Source organism: Halobacillus mangrovi, from assembly GCF_002097535.1.
Taxonomy (GTDB): domain Bacteria; phylum Bacillota; class Bacilli; order Bacillales; family Halobacillaceae; genus Halobacillus; species Halobacillus mangrovi_A.
Window position 1 is genome coordinate 1216282 of record NZ_CP020772.1, and the last position, 21877, is coordinate 1238158.

Annotated in this window: 20 protein-coding genes; 16 read left to right on the forward strand and 4 right to left on the reverse strand. The window is 42.1% G+C overall.

All coding sequences use genetic code 11. The features are described from left to right. Positions 1 to 3: 3 nt before the first annotated feature. Positions 4 to 546, forward strand: a complete 543-nt coding sequence (locus HM131_RS05845) for a hypothetical protein (protein WP_085028853.1) — start codon at positions 4 to 6, stop codon at positions 544 to 546. A gap of 206 nt (positions 547 to 752) precedes the next feature. Here the strand turns inward: HM131_RS05845 and HM131_RS05850 are convergent, their stop codons facing one another. Beyond that, positions 753 to 1220, reverse strand: coding sequence for an Lrp/AsnC family transcriptional regulator (locus HM131_RS05850; RefSeq protein WP_085028856.1), 468 nt, complete (start codon positions 1218 to 1220; stop codon positions 753 to 755). 314 nt (positions 1221 to 1534) lie between these two features. On the opposite strand from HM131_RS05850, the gene nikB reads away from it, so the two are divergent. The 8 genes from nikB (at position 1535) to HM131_RS05890 (ending at position 9831) form a co-directional block, all read left to right on the forward strand. Further along, entirely contained in the window at positions 1535 to 2476 is a 942-nt protein-coding gene (nikB, locus tag HM131_RS05855; protein WP_085028858.1) for a nickel ABC transporter permease, read from the forward strand. 88 nt (positions 2477 to 2564) lie between these two features. Next, on the forward strand, positions 2565 to 3404 hold the full coding sequence (locus tag HM131_RS05860; protein ID WP_085031829.1) for an ABC transporter permease: 840 nt from the start codon (positions 2565 to 2567) through the stop codon (positions 3402 to 3404). A gap of 10 nt (positions 3405 to 3414) precedes the next feature. Continuing rightward, positions 3415 to 4968, forward strand: a complete 1554-nt coding sequence (locus HM131_RS05865; RefSeq protein WP_085028860.1) for a glutathione ABC transporter substrate-binding protein — start codon at positions 3415 to 3417, stop codon at positions 4966 to 4968. Positions 4969 to 4976: 8 nt separating this feature from the next. Further along, positions 4977 to 5978: an ABC transporter ATP-binding protein gene (locus HM131_RS05870; protein WP_085028862.1), complete on the forward strand. Its 1002-nt coding sequence runs from the start codon at positions 4977 to 4979 to the stop codon at positions 5976 to 5978. Continuing rightward, positions 5950 to 6924, forward strand: coding sequence for an ABC transporter ATP-binding protein (locus tag HM131_RS05875; protein ID WP_157130768.1), 975 nt, complete (start codon positions 5950 to 5952; stop codon positions 6922 to 6924). Before HM131_RS05870 ends, HM131_RS05875 begins: the two co-directional genes overlap by 29 nt. A 150-nt stretch (positions 6925 to 7074) precedes the next feature. Beyond that, a complete protein-coding gene (locus HM131_RS05880) occupies positions 7075 to 8688 on the forward strand; it encodes a gamma-glutamyltransferase family protein (RefSeq protein WP_085028866.1) in 1614 nt (537 codons plus the stop codon). A gap of 37 nt (positions 8689 to 8725) precedes the next feature. After that, positions 8726 to 9298: a chromate transporter gene (locus HM131_RS05885; RefSeq protein WP_085028868.1), complete on the forward strand. Its 573-nt coding sequence runs from the start codon at positions 8726 to 8728 to the stop codon at positions 9296 to 9298. Continuing rightward, a complete protein-coding gene (locus tag HM131_RS05890; protein WP_085028870.1) occupies positions 9295 to 9831 on the forward strand; it encodes a chromate transporter in 537 nt (178 codons plus the stop codon). Before HM131_RS05885 ends, HM131_RS05890 begins: the two co-directional genes overlap by 4 nt. A gap of 257 nt (positions 9832 to 10088) precedes the next feature. On the opposite strand, the gene HM131_RS05895 is transcribed toward HM131_RS05890, so the two are convergent. After that, positions 10089 to 11387, reverse strand: a complete 1299-nt coding sequence (locus HM131_RS05895; protein ID WP_085028872.1) for a hypothetical protein — start codon at positions 11385 to 11387, stop codon at positions 10089 to 10091. 466 nt (positions 11388 to 11853) lie between these two features. Here HM131_RS05895 and glaH point away from each other — a divergent pair, with 466 nt between their 5' ends. Continuing rightward, positions 11854 to 12789, forward strand: coding sequence for a glutarate dioxygenase GlaH (glaH, locus tag HM131_RS05905; RefSeq protein WP_085028876.1), 936 nt, complete (start codon positions 11854 to 11856; stop codon positions 12787 to 12789). A 15-nt stretch (positions 12790 to 12804) separates the two neighbouring features. Then, positions 12805 to 14016 carry an L-2-hydroxyglutarate oxidase gene (gene lhgO / locus HM131_RS05910; protein WP_085028878.1) on the forward strand — a complete coding sequence of 404 codons (1212 nt, stop codon included), beginning with the start codon at positions 12805 to 12807 and terminating at the stop codon, positions 14014 to 14016. Positions 14017 to 14268: 252 nt separating this feature from the next. On the opposite strand, the gene HM131_RS05915 is transcribed toward lhgO, so the two are convergent. Further along, positions 14269 to 14574, reverse strand: a complete 306-nt coding sequence (locus tag HM131_RS05915) for a DUF3870 domain-containing protein (RefSeq protein ID WP_085028879.1) — start codon at positions 14572 to 14574, stop codon at positions 14269 to 14271. 21 nt (positions 14575 to 14595) lie between these two features. Then, a complete protein-coding gene (locus HM131_RS05920) occupies positions 14596 to 15651 on the reverse strand; it encodes a DctP family TRAP transporter solute-binding subunit (protein ID WP_085028880.1) in 1056 nt (351 codons plus the stop codon). A 94-nt stretch (positions 15652 to 15745) separates the two neighbouring features. On the opposite strand from HM131_RS05920, the gene HM131_RS05925 reads away from it, so the two are divergent. From HM131_RS05925 to HM131_RS05945, 5 genes are all read left to right on the forward strand, one after another. After that, positions 15746 to 17383 (forward strand): ATP-binding protein, encoded by a 1638-nt coding sequence (locus tag HM131_RS05925; protein ID WP_198162732.1) that lies wholly within the window; start codon positions 15746 to 15748, stop codon positions 17381 to 17383. Next, complete coding sequence (locus HM131_RS05930; protein ID WP_085028881.1) at positions 17343 to 18035, forward strand: response regulator; 693 nt, start codon at positions 17343 to 17345, stop codon at positions 18033 to 18035. Before HM131_RS05925 ends, HM131_RS05930 begins: the two co-directional genes overlap by 41 nt. A gap of 135 nt (positions 18036 to 18170) precedes the next feature. After that, positions 18171 to 19166, forward strand: coding sequence for a TAXI family TRAP transporter solute-binding subunit (locus HM131_RS05935; RefSeq protein WP_085028882.1), 996 nt, complete (start codon positions 18171 to 18173; stop codon positions 19164 to 19166). 38 nt (positions 19167 to 19204) lie between these two features. Continuing rightward, positions 19205 to 19699 carry a DUF1850 domain-containing protein gene (locus tag HM131_RS05940; RefSeq protein ID WP_085028883.1) on the forward strand — a complete coding sequence of 165 codons (495 nt, stop codon included), beginning with the start codon at positions 19205 to 19207 and terminating at the stop codon, positions 19697 to 19699. 6 nt (positions 19700 to 19705) lie between these two features. Beyond that, positions 19706 to 21859, forward strand: coding sequence for a TRAP transporter permease (locus HM131_RS05945; RefSeq protein ID WP_085028884.1), 2154 nt, complete (start codon positions 19706 to 19708; stop codon positions 21857 to 21859). The last annotated feature ends 18 nt before the right edge of the window (positions 21860 to 21877 follow it).

Here is a 21877-nt window from a genome sequence, read left to right on the forward strand (position 1 = left end):
ATCATGACGAACTATTTGAAGCCGATCATCGACCAACAGGAAGCTACAGTGAAAATGAACGATTATCTTCATTCTAACTGGTGGAAGAAGATCAGGCAGACAAAAAAGTTAACCTCGATCGAACAGGTCTATCTTCCGTTTTGGTGCTTCAATTATGAAGCGACTACACATGCTGTTCCGGACGGTATGGAAGGACTGATTGCGATTGAACCTTTGAGCCAGATGAATGCTATATTACCAGTTGATTATGATATTGATGTCATGGAGGAAGATCTCTTTCCTGTTCAAATGTCCCTCGATAAAGACGCAGCAAAAAAAGTTATCTACTGGGAACTTTTCGCTAAGGAAAAAAGAAGAGAGAAAATCGACGTGACGATCAAGGATCAGTGGCTTGTGTATGTACCGTATTGGATCGGCTACACCCAAGACCGAAGTTGTACGTACGATATCGTAGCGGTTGATGCTCTTAATGGTAAGGTGGATCTTCCAATGAAGGATACGGTAATCTCTTATCTGTGTGAAGCGGATGAGAGGGACTTAGGATAGAAGCTATTTAAGGAGACAGCCAGAATTGGACTGTCTCCTTTTAATTTATAGAAGAGATGGAAGATCAAACAGTAGTGTACGGTTATTTTTTTGCGAAAATGCAGTCAAATGAACTCTAAAACTCTTTAGTAAACTATTGCATTATTAACCACATTTGCTTACCTCTTAAAAAAGAACAAGCTTCCCAATCGGAAAACTTGTCCTTCTTACAACTTAAGACCGCTTCTGCTTTTGAACCTCCGCAGCAGGGTATGACTCTCCACCCTCGTGATGCCTTCCAGCGCATACAATTCGTTATTGATAAACGATTCCAGCTCTTTGAAGTCTTTGACTAGGACGTGCATATGTAGAGTGCTTGGTCCGGTCATTTGATAACAGCTCGCGACATAAGGGTTGTTCGCAAGGTTTTCCGCTACTTCTACAAGCGATCTTGGCTCACAATCGACTTCGAAAAAAGCAGAGACTTGTTTACCGACTTTTTCACTGTTGACGACTGCTGTAAACTTCTCAATCACACCACACTCGATCAACTGGTTGACCCTTGAACGTACGGCTACTCTGGAAAGGTCTAACTGCTTACCAATATCCGTATAGGATAAGCGCCCATCCTCAATCAATAATTCCAATATTTTTTTGTCTATATCATCAATTTTTAATTGTGAGTCTTCTTTCATAGTTCAATCACCCGACTTTCTTCCTGCTTTCATCATTTGCGCAGGTTTCTCAAAATTTTATCACTATTACTGCCCCCTTTCAAATACGGTTTTGATCGTTGAATGAAAAATAAGAAAATTTTAACTTTTTTGACGAATAGGGGTTTTAATTTTCTGAATTATACAATATAATCATCTACAACACAAAACGTTTGTTAATTAAAAATGTAATTTTGATTAACTTTCGAAATTAACTAAAGGGTTGTATCTATGTTTTCGGCTTAAATATTCATGAAAACATTATGAAGTGTTTTCGTATGTTAAGGAGGGATGAAATGATTGGTTTAATCGCCAAAAGGTTTCTGCAGTTGATTTTGCTTTTGTTTGGAATATCTTTTCTCGTATTTATGAGTATGCACTTGGCTCCCGGTGATCCAGCTACCATCATTGGAGGACCGACGGCAACAGAATCGGACTTAGCGGCGATAAGGGCTGAGTTAGGATTGAACGATCCTGTGCTACTTCAATACTTTGATTACATACGAGGGGTAGTACAAGGGGATCTTGGTTATTCGTTCCAAAATAACCAGTCCGTATCTGAAGCCATTGCTACACGTTTTCCCCAAACACTCAATCTGGCTATTGCAAGTATGGTGGTAGCTGTATTAATTGGAGTACCCGCAGGGATTATATCAGCAATTAAACAGAATTCCTGGTTTGATGTTTCAAGTACGACCATTGCTCTTGCCGGTATTTCCATTCCAAACTTCTGGCTAGGTGCGATGTTGATCCTTATCTTTGCTGTAGAGCTTCAATGGCTGCCTGTCGGAGGACTCAGCGCTCCTTTTTGGACCATTGAAGGGATGAAACAGTTAATACTCCCTTCGATCACCCTCGGTACGGCATCGGCTGCGATGATTGCAAGAATGAGTCGGTCCGCAATGCTGGAAGTCATACGCGCTGATTACATCAGAACGGCAAGGGCTAAAGGAGTGAAGAGGAATGCCGTGGTTTGGATTCATGCTTTAAGAAACGCAATGATTCCTGTCATTACTGTAATTGGATTAAACTTTGGTTTTCTTCTGGGAGGCACAATCATCACTGAGCAAGTTTTTGCGATTAACGGAGTGGGGCGACTGATGATTGATGCGATTGCAGCAAGAGATTTTCCGATTGTACAAGGTACCGTGTTACTAGTGGCCACCCTGTTTGTTGTTGTTAATTTATTGGTTGATATTATTTACGCCTTTGTTGATCCGAGAATTAGTTATGACTAAATAGAAAGGAGGGAATCAATTGGCAGGTTCAAGTACTTTAGCTCATCAACAAGTCAATGCTGACAAGAATAAAAGGAAAAAAGAAAAGATGCTCGTCAAAACGACGAAGCGTCTACTAAAAAATAAACTAGCGGTGTTTGGTTTAGCCATTATTTTCGTACAAATTATCCTCGCTGTATTCGCACCATGGTTTGCGACTTACGATCCGATAAAGCAAGACTTAATAAACGCTGAACTTGGCATAGGAGCGGAAGGTCACTGGTTAGGGACTGATAATTATGGACGGGATGTTTGGTCGAGGCTTGTGTTTGGAGCACGAATCTCGTTGTTAGTCGGGATTGGATCTGTTGGTTTAGGACTGGTTGGCGGCATAACGCTTGGCTTAATTTCAGGATACTTTAAAAAGCTGGATGGAATCATTATGCGATTCGTTGATTTGCTTTTTGCTTTTCCTGGAATCTTACTGGCTATGCTGATCATTGCAATGTTAGGAACAAGCTTGATCAATGTCGTTATTGCCATCAGTATTTGGTCGATACCAACGTGTGCAAGAATCGTTCGTGGAAGCGTGTTATCGATTAAGAAACAGGAGTACATCATGGCGATGAGGTCACTCGGTGCAGGGAATTTCAGGATCCTAGTCAAACACGTCCTGCCGAATTGTACAGCACCAATTATTGTTTTTGCCACCATGAGGATGGCCACGGCTATCCTGTCTACTGCTGCTTTAAGCTTTTTGGGCTTAGGTGCCCAGCCGCCGACGGCAGAGTGGGGGGCCATGATTGCAGCTGGACAGGATTATATGTTCACCTCTCCTCACTTAACTATTGTTCCCGGCATTGCTATTATGCTTGTCGTGTTTGCTTTTAACGTAGTCGGAGATGGATTGAGAGACGCACTTGATCCAAACATGGAGTTAGATTATTAAATTAGGAGGAATGACATTGAAAAAATTTCGTTTGCTCGGTCTTTCGTTGTTAGTATTGATTTTAGTCGCTTTAGCAGGATGCAGTGATGAATCTGGTGCTAACTCAGATAGTGGTGGAAATGATTCAAATGTTCCTCAAGAGCTGACTTATGCTACAACCTCTGATGTAGTTGGACTTTCCCCTATTGATACGAACGATTCAGTTTCCTCTGCGATGATAGAACAAGTCTATGAAACTCTTTTTGTACGCGATCCTAAGACTATGGAAATTAAACCCCATTTAGCAGAATCCTACGATAATCCTGATGATCGTACATGGATTATTAAGTTGAAAGAAGATGTGAAGTTTCATGATGGGACTCCTTTTAACGCTGAAGCGGTGAAGTATACGTTTGAACAATTCATGGATGAAGAACGTGCTGCTCCTCGTGCCTCTCTGTTAGAACCTGTCGAATCGATTGAAGTAAAAGATGAGTACACAGTTGTAATAAAAACCAAAGAACCTTATGGGCCATTGTTAGCGGCGTTGTCTCATACGAATGCTTCTATTGTAAGTCCGGAAGCCGATAAAGCCGGTGATTTAAACCAAAATCCAGTGGGTACGGGTCCATTTGTTTTTGAAGAATGGGTACAAGGAGATCATGTCTCCCTTAAGAAAAACGAGGAATATTGGCAAGAGGCACCTGATTTAGAGAGCGTCACCATGAAAGTTGTGCCAGAATATTCAACGGCTGTCTCAATGCTTCAAACTGGGGAAGTGCAGTTTATTGATGCCATCCCTACTGAACAACTTCCACGTTTAGAATCTATGAATAGTGTAGAGATTCAGAAGAAAGAAGGAACTCCCGTTTATTACTTGGGCTTTAATATGAACAAGGAACCTTTCAATGATATTAATTTCCGTAAAGCTGTCTCTTATGCGATTGATCGGGAAGCTTACGTCAATCAATTAAACGGACTCGGAGTTAAGAACAACAGTATTATCGGACCAAAAGTGTTTGGATATGATGAATCAGCTTCTGAAGAAGGGTACTCTTACGATCCTGAAAAAGCGAAGCAGCTGATTGAGGAGAATGGATTTGAAGGACAAGAAATCACATTACTTGCTGCCAATCGTGAAAGTTATATGAAGATGGCAGAAATCGTTCAAGCTCAGCTTACAGAAGCAGGGTTTACTGTCGAGATTGAAACAATGGAATGGGGAACATTCCTTGATACGACAGCGGAAGGCAACTTCCAAATGACATTCCTTGGTTGGTCAAATAGTACAGCGGACGGTAGTGAGTTGTTGTATCCGAACCTGCATTCTGACAATATTGGTTCCTCTAACCGGATGGCTTACGACAATCCTGAGTTCGATAAATTGGTCAATGAATCCCGTGTCACCGTCGACCAGGAAGTTCGTAAACAGAAGCTGAATGAAGCGAACATCATGGCTGTGAATGATGCCGTTTGGATTCCGATGCACCACGGTATTGTTACAGCAGCATTTGATCAATCCGTTAAAGGATTGGAGCTTGATCCAACTGGCCAATGGTCTCTTTACAACGTAAGCAGAGAGTAGGGTAATCTATGGAAACACTATTGAACGTCAACAACTTAGTCACTTCTTTCCGCACAGCTGAGGGGAAACTCCAGGCTGTGCGGGGGGTTTCTTTTTCCGTGGATGAAGGAGAGACGTTATGTATCGTTGGGGAATCCGGTTGTGGTAAAAGCATCACCACCTTATCCGTTATGGGATTGCTTCCGGATAATGGCGAAATTTCTGAAGGAACGATTACCTTCCAGGGTCAAGAACTGACCAAGAAAAAAGAAGAAGAGATGAGAAAGCATCGCGGAAATGACATTTCCATGATCTTTCAAGAGCCGATGACAGCTCTAAATCCCGTGTTTACCGTAGGCTATCAAATTATGGAGCCTTTACATCTTCATACGAAGCTAGCAAAAAATGAAAAAAGAAAGCGCGCCATTGAACTGCTTACTCAAGTCGGATTATCCAATCCAGAAAAAACATTGAAAAAATATCCCCACGAATTGAGTGGCGGAATGAGACAGCGGGTGATGATCGCAATTGCGCTTGCCTGCAATCCTTCTTTATTAATTGCCGATGAGCCGACAACTGCGCTTGATGTCACAATCCAGGCGCAAATCTTAGATTTAATCGATGATTTGAAGGAAGAAATGGGCATGGGAGTGGTCATGGTGACACACGATATGGGCGTTGTTGCAGAAGTCGCTGACCGTGTGATGGTCATGTACGCGGGGAATGTTGTGGAGACAGGTACCGTGGAAGAAATTTTTCAAAATCCTAAACATCCGTACACAAAAGGGCTGCTCGCTTCGGTTCCCAATGTTGATGAAGAAGATCATAGTCTTGAAGCCATTCCTGGATCACTTCCAAATTTGAGTGAGAAAATTACCGGCTGCCGTTTTCACCCAAGGTGTCCGTATGCGATGGATAAATGCAAGGAGGAAGACCCTCCGCATTTCCAAATCACGGACCAACATCAATCGAAATGCTGGCTGCATGAGGAGGTGCCATCAAATGAGTCCCGTCACAAAGCCTATTCTTGAAGTAGATCAAGTAAAAAAATATTTTCCGATTAAGAGTGGTTTTCTAAAACGAACGGTTGCTAACGTACAGGCTGTAGAGAGTGTCTCTGTGGATGTGATGGAAGGCGAAACGTTGGGCGTCGTTGGGGAGTCTGGCTGTGGGAAGTCTACGTTTGGACGGACTATTCTAGGCCTGGAGAGCCTGACTGATGGCTCGATTAAATTCAGAGGTGAAGAGATAGGCGGTTTATCTGAACGCCAACTGAAAAAATATAAAAAAGAAATGCAAATGATTTTCCAGGATCCTTACGCCTCATTGAATCCCAGACAGCGGATCGGAGACGCTTTAGAAGAAGCTTTCATTATTCATACAAAATTAAGTAAGGCCGAACGCAGACAGAAAGTAAAAGAACTTCTCGTTGAAGTCGGGTTAAAAGAGGAGCACGCCGAGCGTTATCCGCACGAATTCAGCGGCGGACAACGACAAAGGATTGGAATTGCCCGAGCTGTTTCTTTAAATCCTTCATTAATTGTTTGTGATGAGGCCGTATCAGCATTGGATGTATCTGTACAGGCGCAGATTATTCAGTTATTGAAAGAACTGCAGCAGTCCCATCAACTTACCTATTTGTTCATTTCTCATGACCTTGGAGTTGTGAAACATATATCAGACCGAGTATTAGTCATGTACTTAGGGGCAACCGCTGAACTTGCTCCGGCCGATCAGCTATTCGCTAAACCTCTGCATCCCTATACACAAGCTCTCTTGTCTGCCATTCCCAGACCTGTGGTGGGAAGGAAAAAGGAACGCATTCGTTTGAAAGGTGAGCTGCCTAACGCAGCTGACTACCCGAGTGGTTGTCCTTTTCATACCCGCTGTCCGCTTGCTCATGAGCGCTGCCGACAGGAGCGACCTGAATGGAGAGAAGTCGAAGAAGGGCATTTTGTCGCTTGTCATGAAGTTTAAAAAAAGCAATTGGTCTTGGCACTCTCATGTCTAAACCAACCAGTTCAATGAAGCAGTTTCCTTCATGAAGCTGATCGACGTAAGACCTCGAGGGTGTAGGCGCTGGAATAAAAACTCAATCGATTGATCATATAAGAAAGGAGTACGTCAATGAAGCACTTAGACAATCTCTATAATCCATACGAAACGCCGAGACATACGACGGTTGCCAACAACGGCATGGTTGCGACCTCTCAGCCGTTAGCCGCTCAAGCAGGAATGACGATTTTACAGAAGGGAGGCAATGCCATTGATGCGGCTATTGCTACCGCAGCGACCTTAACAGTTGTAGAACCAACCTCAAATGGGATTGGAAGTGACGCTTTTGCTCTCGTATGGGTGAAAGACAAATTGTACGGTTTGAACGGGAGCGGTCATTCCCCCGCATCAATTTCTATCGATGAACTAAAAAGTCGTGGTTATGATGAAATTCCTAAATACGGGTTCGTCCCTGTGACTGTACCGGGTGCGCCTGGAGCGTGGGTGGAGTTATCCAACCGATTTGGGAAGCTTCCATTTGAAGAAGTTTTAGCTCCTGCGATCCAATACGCGGAAGAAGGCTATCCCGTCTCACCTGTTCTCGGTAAGTATTGGTCTATGGCTGCTGAAAAGTTCAAAGAAACGCTTGAGGGTGACGAATTTTCCCATTGGTTTGATACATTCGCACCGACTGGGAAGGCTCCTCGTATCGGAGAGGTGTGGAAGTCAGCAGGCCATGCGGATACACTGAGAAAGATTGCGGAAACGAAGGGAGAAGCTTTTTACAAAGGAGAGTTGGCAGAACAAATCGATCAGTTCTCGAAACAGTATGGTGGTTACATAACGAAAGAAGATCTAGCAAACTACCAGCCGGAATGGGTAGAGCCAATTTCTGTTGATTACAAAGGCTATCAGGTTTGGGAAATTCCTCCGAACGGTCAGGGCATCGTAGCCTTATCTGCTCTCAACATTTTAAAAGGGTTTGTTATTCAGGAAAAAGAATCAGTTGATACGTACCACAAGCAAATAGAGGCGATGAAGCTTGCCTTTGCTGATGGAGAAAAATTCGTAGCGGACGAATCGTATATGAATGTAAGCAGTAAGGATTTGCTTAACGAAGAGTATGCAGGGGAAAGAAGAGAGTTAATCGAGGATACCGCACGTATGCCAGTGTCTGGAACACCACCTAGAGGAGGTACGGTGTATCTCGCCGCAGCTGATAACGAAGGAAACATGGTTTCTTTTATTCAAAGTAACTACATGGGCTTCGGATCAGGTTTGGTTGTACCAGGTACTGGTATCGCCTTACAGAATCGAGGTCATAATTTCTCATTGGATCCAGAGCATGCCAACTCCTTACAAGGAAACAAAAGGTCGTATCATACGATTATCCCTGGATTCCTCACAAAAGGAAGCGAGGCGGTAGGACCATTCGGAGTTATGGGTGGATTTATGCAGCCTCAAGGTCATGTCCAAGTAGCCATGAATACGATTGATTTTCACTTGAATCCTCAAGCTGCGTTAGATTCCCCAAGGTGGCAATGGATGAAAGATCGCACCGTCTGGGTAGAGCCGAATTTTCCTAAACATGTGGCCGAAGCTTTGACGAGAAAAGGACATAAAATTGAAGTTCAATTAGAATCAGGAGCATTTGGAAGAGGTCAAGTCATTTGGCGTGACCCCCAGACGGGGACGTTATTTGGAGGGACAGAATCTCGAACAGATGGAGCCATCGCCGCTTATTAGGTTATAAAGAGATGGTCTCTAGAAAGGAGATGAGGGAATGCAGCAATGGAATCTCTTTATAGCTTTCTTTCGCGTTGGAATGCTTGGTTATGGAGGAGGGCCATCTTCCATTCCACTCGTCCACAAAGAGGTGGTGGAAAAATACAAATGGTTGTCAGACGATGATTTTGGCGATGTTCTTGCACTCGGTAACTCGCTTCCGGGACCCATCGCAACAAAAATGGCCGGCTATATTGGATACCGGGTTTCCGGCATTATTGGCATGTTGAATGCGGTCATGGCAACCATTCTTCCGACAATAGTTATTATGATTGTATTGATTACGTCGCTCAACAGCTTTCGAAATCAACCATGGGTGAACGGGATGACCAATGCTGTTATCCCTGTCGTGGGCGTGATGCTGGCAAAGCTAACCTATGACTTTTTTAAGAAGGCACAGGTGAACATGGGATGGACCGCTTCTATCATTTTAGGATTAGGATCCCTGGCATTAATTGAATGGGCAGGGATTCACCCTGGTATCATTATTTTCGCTTTGCTTCTGTATGCACTTTTGCGTCCGAAGAAAAAGAAAGATGTCACCTTTAATAGACAGGAGCAATCATCATGAAGCTGTGGAATATATTTGTAGCTTTTTTTATACCCGGAATCGTTGGTTATGGGGGCGGCCCTGCTTCTATTCCACTGGTTGAAAATGAAGTGGTCGATCGGTTTGGCTGGATGAACGTCACGGAGTTCAGTGAAATGCTGGCGATGGCGAATGCTTTACCCGGACCGATTGCAACAAAAATGGCTGGCTTTATCGGATACCAGCAGGCCGGTATTTTAGGAGCTGTCGTTGGTGTGTTTGCCACTGTCGCTCCTTCGTTAATATTAATGATCTTACTATTAAGTCTTCTGGCTAAGTTTAAGAATTCCCCACGGGTAAAAACGATGACGAACTTAATTCGTCCCGCAATCGCTGTGCTGCTTGGAATCATGGCTTTTCAATTTTTCAATACGTCCTATGAGGCAAGTGGACTGTTTCAGACCGCTTTTTTAATTGTAGCCAGTTTTATTTTACTGGAAAAAATGAAGGTGCACCCGGCATTTGTTATCTTGGGATCGCTTGTATATGGTGCCATTTTTTTAGGTAATATTTAAAGAGTTGTTCACAGGAAATTTAAGAGTTTTTGCAAAAGGCAGCTTATTGAAGAGTTGCCTTTTTGTTTTCTCTATAATGCTATACAACAAAAATTCCAGGGTAAAATTAAAACGGTCACAATTCGACTGAACTGTGACCGTCTATTGGTTTCCATGCTTAATGAATTACATCATCTACTCTCCTATTAAAATCAACTTTCTCTCTTCTAAATTTCTACCATTCATAGTTGCATTTAGAACATTTACATATCTAGCCACTAGTTTCTATTCCTTAAGGGATCATAACCTCTTAAAGGAGAAGTGAATTCACTACCAAAGTCTTCATTGTTAACAATATCAGGATCTAAGATTTGATCACCTTGAGGTCTTTCACCGCCTTCAGCCCATTCGACTAGGGCAGTGAATGCGTTAGTCTCTTCAGCAGGTGTAAATTCACAGTGTCCAATCGCTCTTACAGCCCGACTGACAAGCAGATCTGACTTTCCGTTTTCTGCAACTCTTTGCGCGTAAAGCTGCTCCATTGAGAAAGGCACAAATAAGTCTCCAATCGTATGCAATGTTATGACTGGTACATTGATATCGCCAGAGAGGTGGGGAATTTTAGCTAGCCCATTTTCATTTCTTGCCTGTGGGTCTGCTGTAATATCAGGAATCAAACGAGCAAGCTCTCGTTCTTCTTCGGATAGCTCTGGAAGAGAATCCAATTGGTAGATAGAGTCCGTATTATCAATTAGATTTCCCTGGGTTCCATATGAGGGATCCTCACGGTAGAGGGTGAAAAGGAAATCCTTCCAACTAGCAAACGCTGTCCCAAAAAGCGGCCGTTCCCCTCCAGATAAATACATCGTAAGGTCACGAAGTTTTTTCCCTTCACTTGTCAACATTCCAGAGTTCAGTCCGAGCGTTTCTTTTATTTGAGGAACGAACGTTGTTTGGTAATCAGCAGGAGCAGGGAACTGGGTGGAAACTCCAGCCAGTGCTTGCGCAGCAAGGTTATAATCTGTAAAAAAGTCAAATAACTCATTATCACCCATGACCCCGCACATAGGCATCGCCCCATCATAGGTATTCTTAAATTGTTCAGCCAATACTCCGGTAATATGGCCACCCATGGAATGCCCCACAATATAGGTATTGTCTGCTTTCCCTACTTTTCCATTGAAGAATTCACCAAGTGCGTGAGTGTCTTTTACCCCTTGCTTAACCTCGTAACCATTCTTACTATAACTAGATGCTGCCCAGGCATATCCATTTTCAAGAATAGATCTGCGTAAGTTAGAAGGGGTATCTACGGTTAATTCTTTAATTTCTTCATTACGGTATCCATGAGAATAGAGGACTAAATCACCGTTCCAGTTTTCTGGAACCTCTATTCGATAGCCTGCTCCATTATGTACTCCCCACAACCGTTCAGTTTCCATACCATCAAGAGCTTTAAACGGAAGCTTCGCCTCATTTACAAAGTAGTCGTTTTTCTTGTCTGCAGCTATTGTTCCAGTCCCCATCATAACCATTAGAAGACAGGCCACCACACTTACAAAAATTCGTTGACGCACCTCAACATCCCCCTTTAATTTATTAAGAAACTAAAATAAAATGACAGAATTTTCTTTCTTATTCACAAACATACACCAAAAATCAAAAATATTCCAAACATTATCGTCTTAAAATAGACAAATTTATGCTCTTAGGAAAATGATTTTCTTACTATGTATGTTCTTAACGCCAGAAGGTTGTGGGTGAGGATACGAATAAAGGTATTGACAGAAAATTTTAAAAGTTATAACATGAGTTTTAGAAAGCAACCCTTTAGAAAGGATTCCCCTTTCAAAATCCGGTTGTACATCCACTTTTATGTGAAAAATCAATATCTTAACTGTAAAGCTGTCCTGTTTCTGAGCGCCAGAAACTCTCAACACAGCTTAAAGCCAGTTTTCCCATTAAGGGGGAAGACTGGCTTTTTTGATTTCTATGGGCCCATAAGAAAATGTAAACAATACTTTATTATGGAGGATAATCATTATGAGTACAGTTGAAATGAAGAAAGAAAAGCTATCATCATACGAAGGAAAAGGATATAAGGTTCAGCCCCATCCCGAGCACGACAGACTTTATCATATTGAATTAGAGGAACAAGTCATTGATCAATTTCTCGAAGAAGTGAAAGGAATTAGTGATGAACAGCTGGAATATATCCCGTACCAACGTCTAATGACAGCGGATACGTTACTAAGACTATTAGATGATAAGTTCGGCGAAACGCTGCGTCATATTCTTCATGATCGAAACTCTGGAGGTTTTACGGTCGGGTTAAGAGGTCGAACGACGGATGATCAGGATTACGTCAAGTTTTCAACGGCACTAACTCATATCGCAGGAATTCCGAACTTTGATGCAATGTCCAAAAAATATTACGCACGTTTTTCCGTTAAGCACACAGACGACAGTGACTCTTATCTGCGACAAGCCTATAGAAGGTTTACGCTTCATACGGACGGGACCTATGTGGATGAACCCACCGATTGGCTGCTGATGATGAAAATGGAAGAAAGCAATGCCGTAGGAGGAAGTTCTCGACTCCTACACCTTGATGAGTGGGAAGAATTTGATCAATTCTATCAGCACCCTATGGCTTCTTACCCTTTCACTTACAAGGCTCCGGCGAGCAAAAATGTATCCGAGGATGTTCAGCGGAAAACGTTTTATGAATGGAATAACCAGCCATGCATTTGCTTTATTGATCAATTTGTTTATCCTGAGACAATTGCGCAAGCTCAGTATTTGAAGGACCTATCTCACTCAATGGAAAACTCTTCAGGCTTGATTGAATTAGAGCTTCCAGTAGGAGATCTTGTTATGTTGAATAATCGTTTCTGGTTACATGGAAGAGCAGGGTTTGAAAAAAATACAGAGCTGCATAGAGAATTACTTCGTCAAAGAGGACGTTTCGTTCAGTAGCAGGAGGTTGATGGAATGTATGATTATGTGATTATCGGAGGCGGCATCGTAGGACTGTCTACCGCGTATGCTCTTATACAAAAAAATTCAGGAGCTAAAATGGTCGTGGTTGAAAAAGAACAGGAGCTTTCTGCGCACCAGACAGGTCGAAATAGTGGAGTCATCCATTCTGGTGTGTACTATAAACCAGGAAGTCTGAAAGCACGGATGGCTATACAGGGGCGAGATTCCATGGTGGAGTTTTGTCAGATTCACGATGTCCCTCATGAAGTCTGCGGAAAAGTTCTTGTCGCCACAGAACCAGAAGAACTGCCCCGTATGGAAGCTCTTTACGAACGGGTTCAGCAAAATCGGTTAAACGTACAGAAAATTAACAAAGAAGAACTAAAAGAAATTGAACCACATGCAGCAGGGCTTGCTGGTCTCAGGGTTCCTCAAACGGGGATCGTGAACTACAAAGCAGTCAGTGAGAAACTTGCCGAGCTGCTTACAGAAGCGGGAGTTGAAATCTTATTGGGTTCCCCAGTGGTAGATATCAATGAAAACAAAGGGGAAGTAGCCGTTGATACAGGAGAGCAGACCTTGCATTCGCGTTATTTAATCAATTGCGCTGGTCTTCATAGTGATCGCCTTGTGCGCATGACTGGAATTCATACTGAGTTACAAATCGTACCCTTTCGGGGAGAGTATTTTGAGCTGAAAGAAGAAAAGAAACATCTAGTAAAAGGGTTGATTTATCCGATTCCTAATCCTGCGTTTCCTTTCTTAGGGGTTCATTTGACGAAAATGATGGATGGAGGCGTACATGCAGGACCGAATGCTGTGTTAAGTCTGAAGCGGGAGGGATATAGGAAAACAGATATCCACCTAAGGGATCTGGCAGAGGTTCTCTCCTTTCAAGGTTTTTGGAGAATGGCTGGTGCCAATATGAAAGAGGGAATGAAGGAAATGGTTCGCTCGTTTCATAAGCAAAGCTTTGTAAAGAGTCTTCAGAGGCTCGTACCTGAAATTGAAGCCGATGATATTATCCCAACAGAGGCCGGGGTGAGGGCTCAGGCTATGCTGAAAGATGGTCGTTTAGTCGATGACTTTCACTTGATCCGCGGGAAGCGTTCTATACACGTGTGCAACGCACCTTCTCCTGCGGCAACAGCCTCACTTGAGATAGGAAAGGAAATTGCCCGACAAATTCCTGACACACTGGTTACTGAAATTAAAGTAGGGTAGACCAAAGGGTTGGGAAAAGTTCTTAACCATTCTAAAATCCGAAAGATGGTGAAAATCTTATGATAAGATTTCACACCATCTTTCGGATTTTTTAGGGTAGACTAGCGCAACATGTGCATTTTAAACCACCAGCGGAGTGTATTTCCGAAGCGGTCATTCGGAGCAATCGATTACTTCTAATTTTCCTTCTCCTTAGTTGTTCTTTAGGTTGATGCTTTAAGATAAGTCCCAGCCTCTTTTGCATAACACCTTTTATTGATAGAGCTGGTATTGCTTGTACGAATCTTTCAATGCAGCTTCTAAGGCATTACCTGCTTTCCCTAAATAACCCTCTTTGAGCCTTGCGATCGGCTCCTCCGTACCATCTTTTAAACTATAGCCTTTAAGTAACGACTTAACGAATTTCCTTCCATGCTCTGTCGCTAGTGTACAAGAAGCATCCACAATGACACCGTATTTTTTATCGACTTCTAAAGTGAGAGTTAGAGATTCGGAGATATGGTTGGCTGCCATTCCAGATGGTAGCTTTGAGTGTCCTGCAACAAAAACTGTTTTCATAGTTCGTTTCCTCCAGATTTCTTATTGATAGCTTTCTTGGATTCTTTCTACTTCATTGATTAAGGATTTTCCGATAACGGGTTCTGCTTTATTATAAACGGTTTCTAATTTTTGTTTCCATAGCTCTTTTTGTTTGTTGCTTAAATAGTGAACTTCAATGGCTTCATTACGTTTCAATCGACGAAGGTGCGCATCATTCATTTCAATGGAATGTCTTCGAATCCAATCGGTTGTTTCTTGAAGGGCTTTACGGATCACTTCCTGATTTTCTTCTGAGAGCTCTTCCCAAAATTGTTCATTCATAAGGACTACATACCCTAAATACCCATGTTTGCTGATTGTCATATGGTCTTGCTCCTCGTAGAGCTTTTTGGAGTAAATGTTTGAGACGGTGTTTTCTTGTCCATTGATAAAATCTACAGCCAGATTTTTGTACGTCTTATTAAAAGGAAGTTCGCTCGTACTTGCCCCTAAAGCTTTAAATTGTGATTGAATGACTGGGCTCGGCATAATGCGGAAGTGTGTCCGGTTGAAGTCCGAAGGGTTTAAAAGAGGTTCTTCACTGCTGGTCACTTGTTTATATCCACTGTACCAAAAGGTCATTCCTTTTAAGTGATCTTCTTCTAATTCTTCAAGTAGGGTTTGTCCTATTTTTCCTTCGTAGGCATCCTTTACAGCATCATATGTAGGAAAAGCAAAAGGTAAATCGAGAACTTGCCATTTAGGGAAATAATCTGTCAGTTTTGAAGTAGCGGGAGCGATCATTTGAATATGACCTTCTTTTAATGCCGTATATTCATTTTGATCATTATAAAGGGTAGCATTCGAGTAGATTTCAACTTTCACTTCTCCTTCTGTCCGTTCTTTCACAAGAGAAGCGAATCTTCTGGCTGCAATTCCTTTAGGAGTGTTTTCTGCCACGACATGGCTGAATTTAATAACTACCTCCTGTTGAATGCCTTCCTGTTCATCATCATACTCAACGGAATCTTTAGCTTCACTCCAGTCGAATCCAATGAATAGAGCTGTGAATATTCCAGTGAAAATAAATAGACTGATAGCTGCGACGGTTTTCAACGGAACAACCCCTTGCAATCGTTTCCAACAGTGTAACATAGGATTCGTTTTAAGTGATACACTAGAGATAGCAGAGTAGGAAGGAAGGTCAGTCATGTCACTGAAGCAAATGCCGATTCGCTGGAAAATTACAATTCTATCATTTGGGATTGTCCTGTTTTCTGTGGTGATTGGCGGCATTATTATCATAGGAAAAACCATAGAATCTAAAGAAGAATCTCTAGGAGACCACGCATTGATCACAGGCAGGACGGTTGCAAACTTACCGGCTTTAAAAGAGAACCTTACAGAATCGGAAGGTTGGAAACAGATTAATCCTATGGTTGAGAGGATACGGACGATCAACAATTCGGACTACATCGTAGTGTTGAATATGAACCGCGTGCGTTTCTCTCACCCGATTGATGATAAGTTAGGGACTCTATCTTCTGGGAAAGATGAAGGACCTGCTTTTGCTGAACATAGCTATACTTCCAAAGCTGAGGGTGAAATGGGGGTTGCTGTAAGAGCTTTTGTGCCTGTTATGAATGAAGAACATGAGCAAATTGGTGTCGTCATTGTTGGTAATCTTCTTCCTTCCTTTTTAGACGTGTTGAATGACATGAAAAACGAAATTCTTATTGTTCTTTTTTTAACTCTATTGTTTGGCGTGACCGGATCCTGGCTGCTTGCAAGACACATAAAAGAACAAACGTATCGATTGGAGCCTCATGAAATCGTACAGCTTCTTGTGGAAAGAACCGCAACCTTTCAAGCTATGAATGAAGGAGTTGTGGCCATTAATAATGAAGGCAGAATTACGATTATGAATGATAAAGCTAGTAAGATACTGGGAATAGCAGGAGATCAGACGGGACAACAGATTGAAAAAGTGATCCCTGATATAAAATTAGGCGGAGTTCTCAACTCTGGAAAAGCTGTCTACAATAAAGAATTACGGTTAGGAAGTACGCTGGTGATGAGCACTCAAATCCCGGTACGTGTGAACAATGATACAATCGGAGCGGTTGTTATTTTTCAAGATCGGACAGATGTGACTAAACTTGCTGAGGAATTAACTGGAGTTAAAGCTTTTGTAGATGCTTTAAGAGTTCAAAATCATGAACACCTTAACAAATTACATACCATAGCTGGACTGATTCAACTGGATAAAAAGGAGCAAGCCCTAAACTTCGTATTTGAAACCTCTGAAAAGCAGGAGCAGCTATCAAATTTTCTTGTGAAAAACTTGCGAGATTATAGCTTATCCGGCTTATTACTGAGTAAAGTGAGTCGCGGGAAAGAGTTAGGGATAGAAGTCAATATTGACGAACAGAGTGAACTTAAACATTATCCACCCTTAATGGACCACCATGATTTCGTTCTTATCCTGGGAAACTTGATCGAGAATGCCTTTCACTCATTCGAAGATATAGAACGAGATCAAAAATGGATTGATATCTTTCTTGTACAGGATGAAGCCGCTTGCCAGATCTGTGTCGAAGATAATGGAAAAGGAATTCAGGAAGAGAAACAATCCAAAATTTTCGACAGAGGTTTCACGACTAAAGGTGATAATGGCTCAGGGATTGGACTATATTTGGTGAAGAAAATTGTAGATAAAGGGTTAGGAGAGATTGAACTCATTTCTCAACAGAATGAAGGAACTAGTGTTGTTATAACCATTCCTATGATGATCGAGGAGGATAGATATGAGCAACCAACAACCGGTAATTCAAGTACTATTAATTGAAGATGATCCAATGGTTCAAGAAGTAAATCGTCAATTCATAGAAAGAGTTCCAAATTTTCAGGTTGTGGATACGGCCTCTGATGGCAAAGAGGGAGTAAAACTTGCTAACCAGCTTGCTCCAGACTTGATTGTCCTGGATATTTATATGCCTGGCCAAGATGGCATTCATACATTAAAAGAAATTCGCAGCCATGCTTTTGATATTGATGTCATCGTCATAACTGCTGCCAACGATAAAGAAACAATTCGTTCCATGTTTCAGCATGGAGCTAAAGACTATATCATTAAGCCTTTTAAGTTTGAACGACTACAGCAATCCTTGATGAACTATCGTTCTTATCGGTTAAAAATGAGTGGAAGCGGGGAGATGAAACAGCAGCATATTGATCATTTAATAACAAATCAGTTAGAAAGTGGCGGGGTAAAGGAATTACCTAAAGGATTGAACCAGCAAACGTTGGAACAAATCACTACCTTCCTCAACCAACAATCTGATGCTTTATCAGCTGAGCAAGTAGCTGATGGGATTGGAATTGCACGAGTGACAGCGCGAAGATATTTGGATTATCTCCAGAAAAATGGTGAAGTAGATATAGACATTCAATATGGTGGGGTAGGCCGCCCTGTGAACCGTTACTTAATGAGAATTTGAGACTTTTCCTGTGTCAATGGAAAGTCTCTTTTTTATGACCAAAAAGACCAAAATGTCCATTATGTTCATAATATTCTAAAAACATTGTGTAAGCGTTACCATGATTATAGAATTTATAATCTTGGGGGTTATTACATGATAAAACGTTTATCGTTTGTACTTACTTTAGTGCTAGTTATGATCTTAGCTGCTTGCGGCAGTGATGGTGGTTCAGAAGAAGCTTCAGGTTCAGGAGGCTCTGGTTCTGAGTCTATCGTATTTGGTACTGGTGGGACGTCAGGTACATACTATCCGATCGGTGGGGCTTTGAAGCCAGTGTTTGAAGAAAGTGACAGTATCGACAACGTTACAGTTGAATCAACGGGTGCTTCTGTAGCTAACATTCAAAACATAAAAGATAGCTTAAATCAGATGGCGATCATTATGAGTGATGTTGGATACGATGCACTAGAAGGAAAAGGGCAATTTGAAGGAAGCGCTGTAGATATCCAGGCTATGGCTGGAATGTATCAAAACGTTGTCCAAGTTGTAGCTCTGAAAGATAGTGGAATCAAATCCATCGCAGATTTAAAAGGCAAGAAAGTCGGAGTCGGAAAAGTAGGTTCAGGTGTAGAACAAAGTGCTAAGAAAGTATTGGAAGCCGTGGATTTGACTTATGATGATCTAGGAAAAGTAACTCACACGGGTTATGCAGATAGTGTACAGGAGATGAAAAACGGAAACTTGGATGCGGCGTTCTTTACTTCCGGCGTACCGAACAGCAATATTACGGACTTGATGCAGCAAACTGATATCAATTTTGTAGAGATCAATGGAGAAACAGCTGAGAAACTAATGGAAAAATATCCGTTCTACAAAGCTAATACGATCGAAGCTGGTGATGAAGCTCGCTATAACCTGGAAGAGCCAGTAGAAACAGTAGGAATCCAGAATATGATTATCGTTTCTCCAGACTTAAGTGAAGACGTCGTCTATGATATGACGAAACGCTACTACGAATATCTTGGAACAGAAGAAGTATCTGTAGGAGCTTTGAAGCAGCTTGGACGCGATGAAATTGCCAAAGGACTGATCGCACCTCTTCACCCTGGTGCTAAGAAATTTTATGAAGAAAAAGGCATTTTAGAGTAAGGGAAATAGGGCATCGAATCGGTGCCCTTTTTTATTCGATGAAGTTGAAAATAATCGGAGCGCTGACAAGCATGCTTACCATTGGATTTCTATTATTAGTAGTGATTGAAGTTCCTGCCTTAACGGTTACATCAGAGGGGGAAACACAAGCTTTCTTTCCGTATAAAGACGGAGCCGAATTTTCTATTAGGTGGCAGCATTCGGTTGAAAAAGAGGATTGGGAAGAGATGTTTGTCCTGAAAAACAAGGAAATTGAACTGAGCGGGACCCGGTTCAAGACATTTGGAGCAGGCGTCCCAAATGATACAGGTGAGGACACCTATATTAAAGACGGCTGGGTTTATATGACCGAAATTAATCGAGTGATAGGAAAACAGCTGTCCATTAGAAGCGGCAAGAGTACAAATCATCGGTTTATCTATGAGAAGGATACCACCCTTCCACTAAAAGCAAATCGTTCCTATCAACTAACTGTTAAGAATTATTCTTTACTGTATTCGTTAAAAGAGTACATAACTGCAAAGATGAGGTGATCAACCATGAAGAAGAAAGTGAAAGACCCGGAAAGTTATGATCGTGAAAGTACAACTAGAACAGGGTTAGCAAAACCAGTTGCCCTAACCGTTTCCGTATTAGCGATTGCGTTATCCTTATTTCATTTGTACACATCCTACGCAGGTTCCTTAGTTGATATAAAACAGAGAAGTATTCACCTGTACACCTTAATGACGTTGGGTTTTCTTCTTTATCCATTTATGAAGAAGAAAGGGAATAAAGGTGTCCCGATTTTTGACTACATAACGGCTGGGTTATCTTTATTCGTGGCTGTCTATATGCTAATGACTGCGGAGCGGATTATCCAATCGGGCGGCCAAATCAATGATACGGATTTTTATGTAGGGATTTTAATCATTGTTCTTTTGTTTGACATCACCCGAAGAGTGACAGGATGGGGGCTGTCCCTACTAGGACTTGGTTTTTTAATCTATGGATTCTACGTAAAGTTGTCGATCTATCCTGAAATGAATGTAGCAACTGTTACAAGTGTTGCTAAACAAATTATTTCCCAACTTGTTTTCATTACAGAAGGTGTTTTAGGAACAGCTGTTGGGGTATCTGCCAGTTATATTATCCTGTTCATTTTATTCGGGGCTTTTCTCGGTAAATCAGGGATGGGGCAGCTTTTCAATGACCTGGCTTTGGCGGTTGCCGGCCATACAAAAGGCGGACCTGCAAAAGTAGCGGTCATTGCCAGTGGCTTTTTAGGTTCAATCAATGGTTCAGCTATTGCAAACGTTGTAACTACGGGAACATTTACCATTCCTCTAATGAAAAAGATCGGTTACAACAAGAACTTTGCTGGGGCTGTTGAATCTGCCGCTAGTGTAGGAGGACAAATTCTCCCACCGATCATGGGTGCGGCCGCTTTTATTATGGCTGAAAATTTGAATGTGGCCTATACAAAAATTATTTTGGCTGGAATTATTCCGGCGCTCTTATTTTACATCGGGATTCTTTTGCAAGTGCACTTTCGTGCGGCAAAACGTGGACTTCGGGGGCTTCCGAAGAGTGAGCTGCCTTCCTTGAGAGAAGTAATTGCTGAACGAGGCCACTTGATCATTCCTATGCTTACGTTACTTTACTTGCTTTTCTCTGGAAAAACACCTTTTTACGCAGCGTTCTGGTCTATTATAGCTACCATCGTTATTGCGGGTTCAAAGCGCATGCTGCCTGTCATTGTAGCGATTTCTCTGTATTTGATCTTCCAACCTCAACTATCAGCATTGCTGACAGGAGCTAGTCTTCCAAAAGTAAGAAGTGACTGGTGGGAGCTTTTAATTATATTAGCCATTCCCCTTGTGATTAATGTATGGAGAAAATGGCTGAACATCAAGGGTGATGAAGTCGGAATCATGGACTGCCTCAAAGCTCTTGAAGACGGCGCCAAAACTACGGTTCCGGTCGCGATTGCTTGTGGAGCTGTTGGAATCGTTGTCGGAATCGCATCTTTGACTGGTGTGGCCCTGGAGATTGCAAACAGTATCGTCAATATCGGAAGTGCCGTTAACAGCCCGCTGATTCAGTTGCTGATCACTTTAGTCCTTACCATGATCACTTCGATTATCTTAGGTATGGGATTACCGAGTATCCCTACCTATATCATTACAAGTACCATGGCAGCACCCATTTTATTACAGCTTCCTTTGTATAGGGAAATCGCTGGTTCTACAGAGACAGCAACCTTCGTTGCGCATATGTTTGTCTTTTACTTCGGTATTTTTGCGAACATCACTCCACCTGTAGCTTTGGCAGCTTTTGCTGGAGCAGGGGTCGCTGGCGGGAATCCGAACAAGACAGGTTTCCAGGCGATGAAACTTGCGATTGCCGGGTTTATTGTCCCGTTCATGTTCGTATTTTCCCACGAAATGTTAATGGTCGATGCCACTTTTATAAATATTGTATCGATTACAGTCACCTCCCTTATTGGAGTTCTCCTGCTTTCGATCATGGCTGAGGGATACTTCAAGCAGGGTGTACCAGGATGGTTACGAGTGCTTGCAGGTATCGGTGCCCTGTTGCTTATCTACCCAGGTATTGTCACTGATTTAATTGGACTTGGTGTGTTTGCGCTTGTACTTTTTACGAATTTAAAAAATACAAAAGGGTTTCAGCAGGAACGTTCCGCACTTTAATAGAAAGAGGTGAAGAGG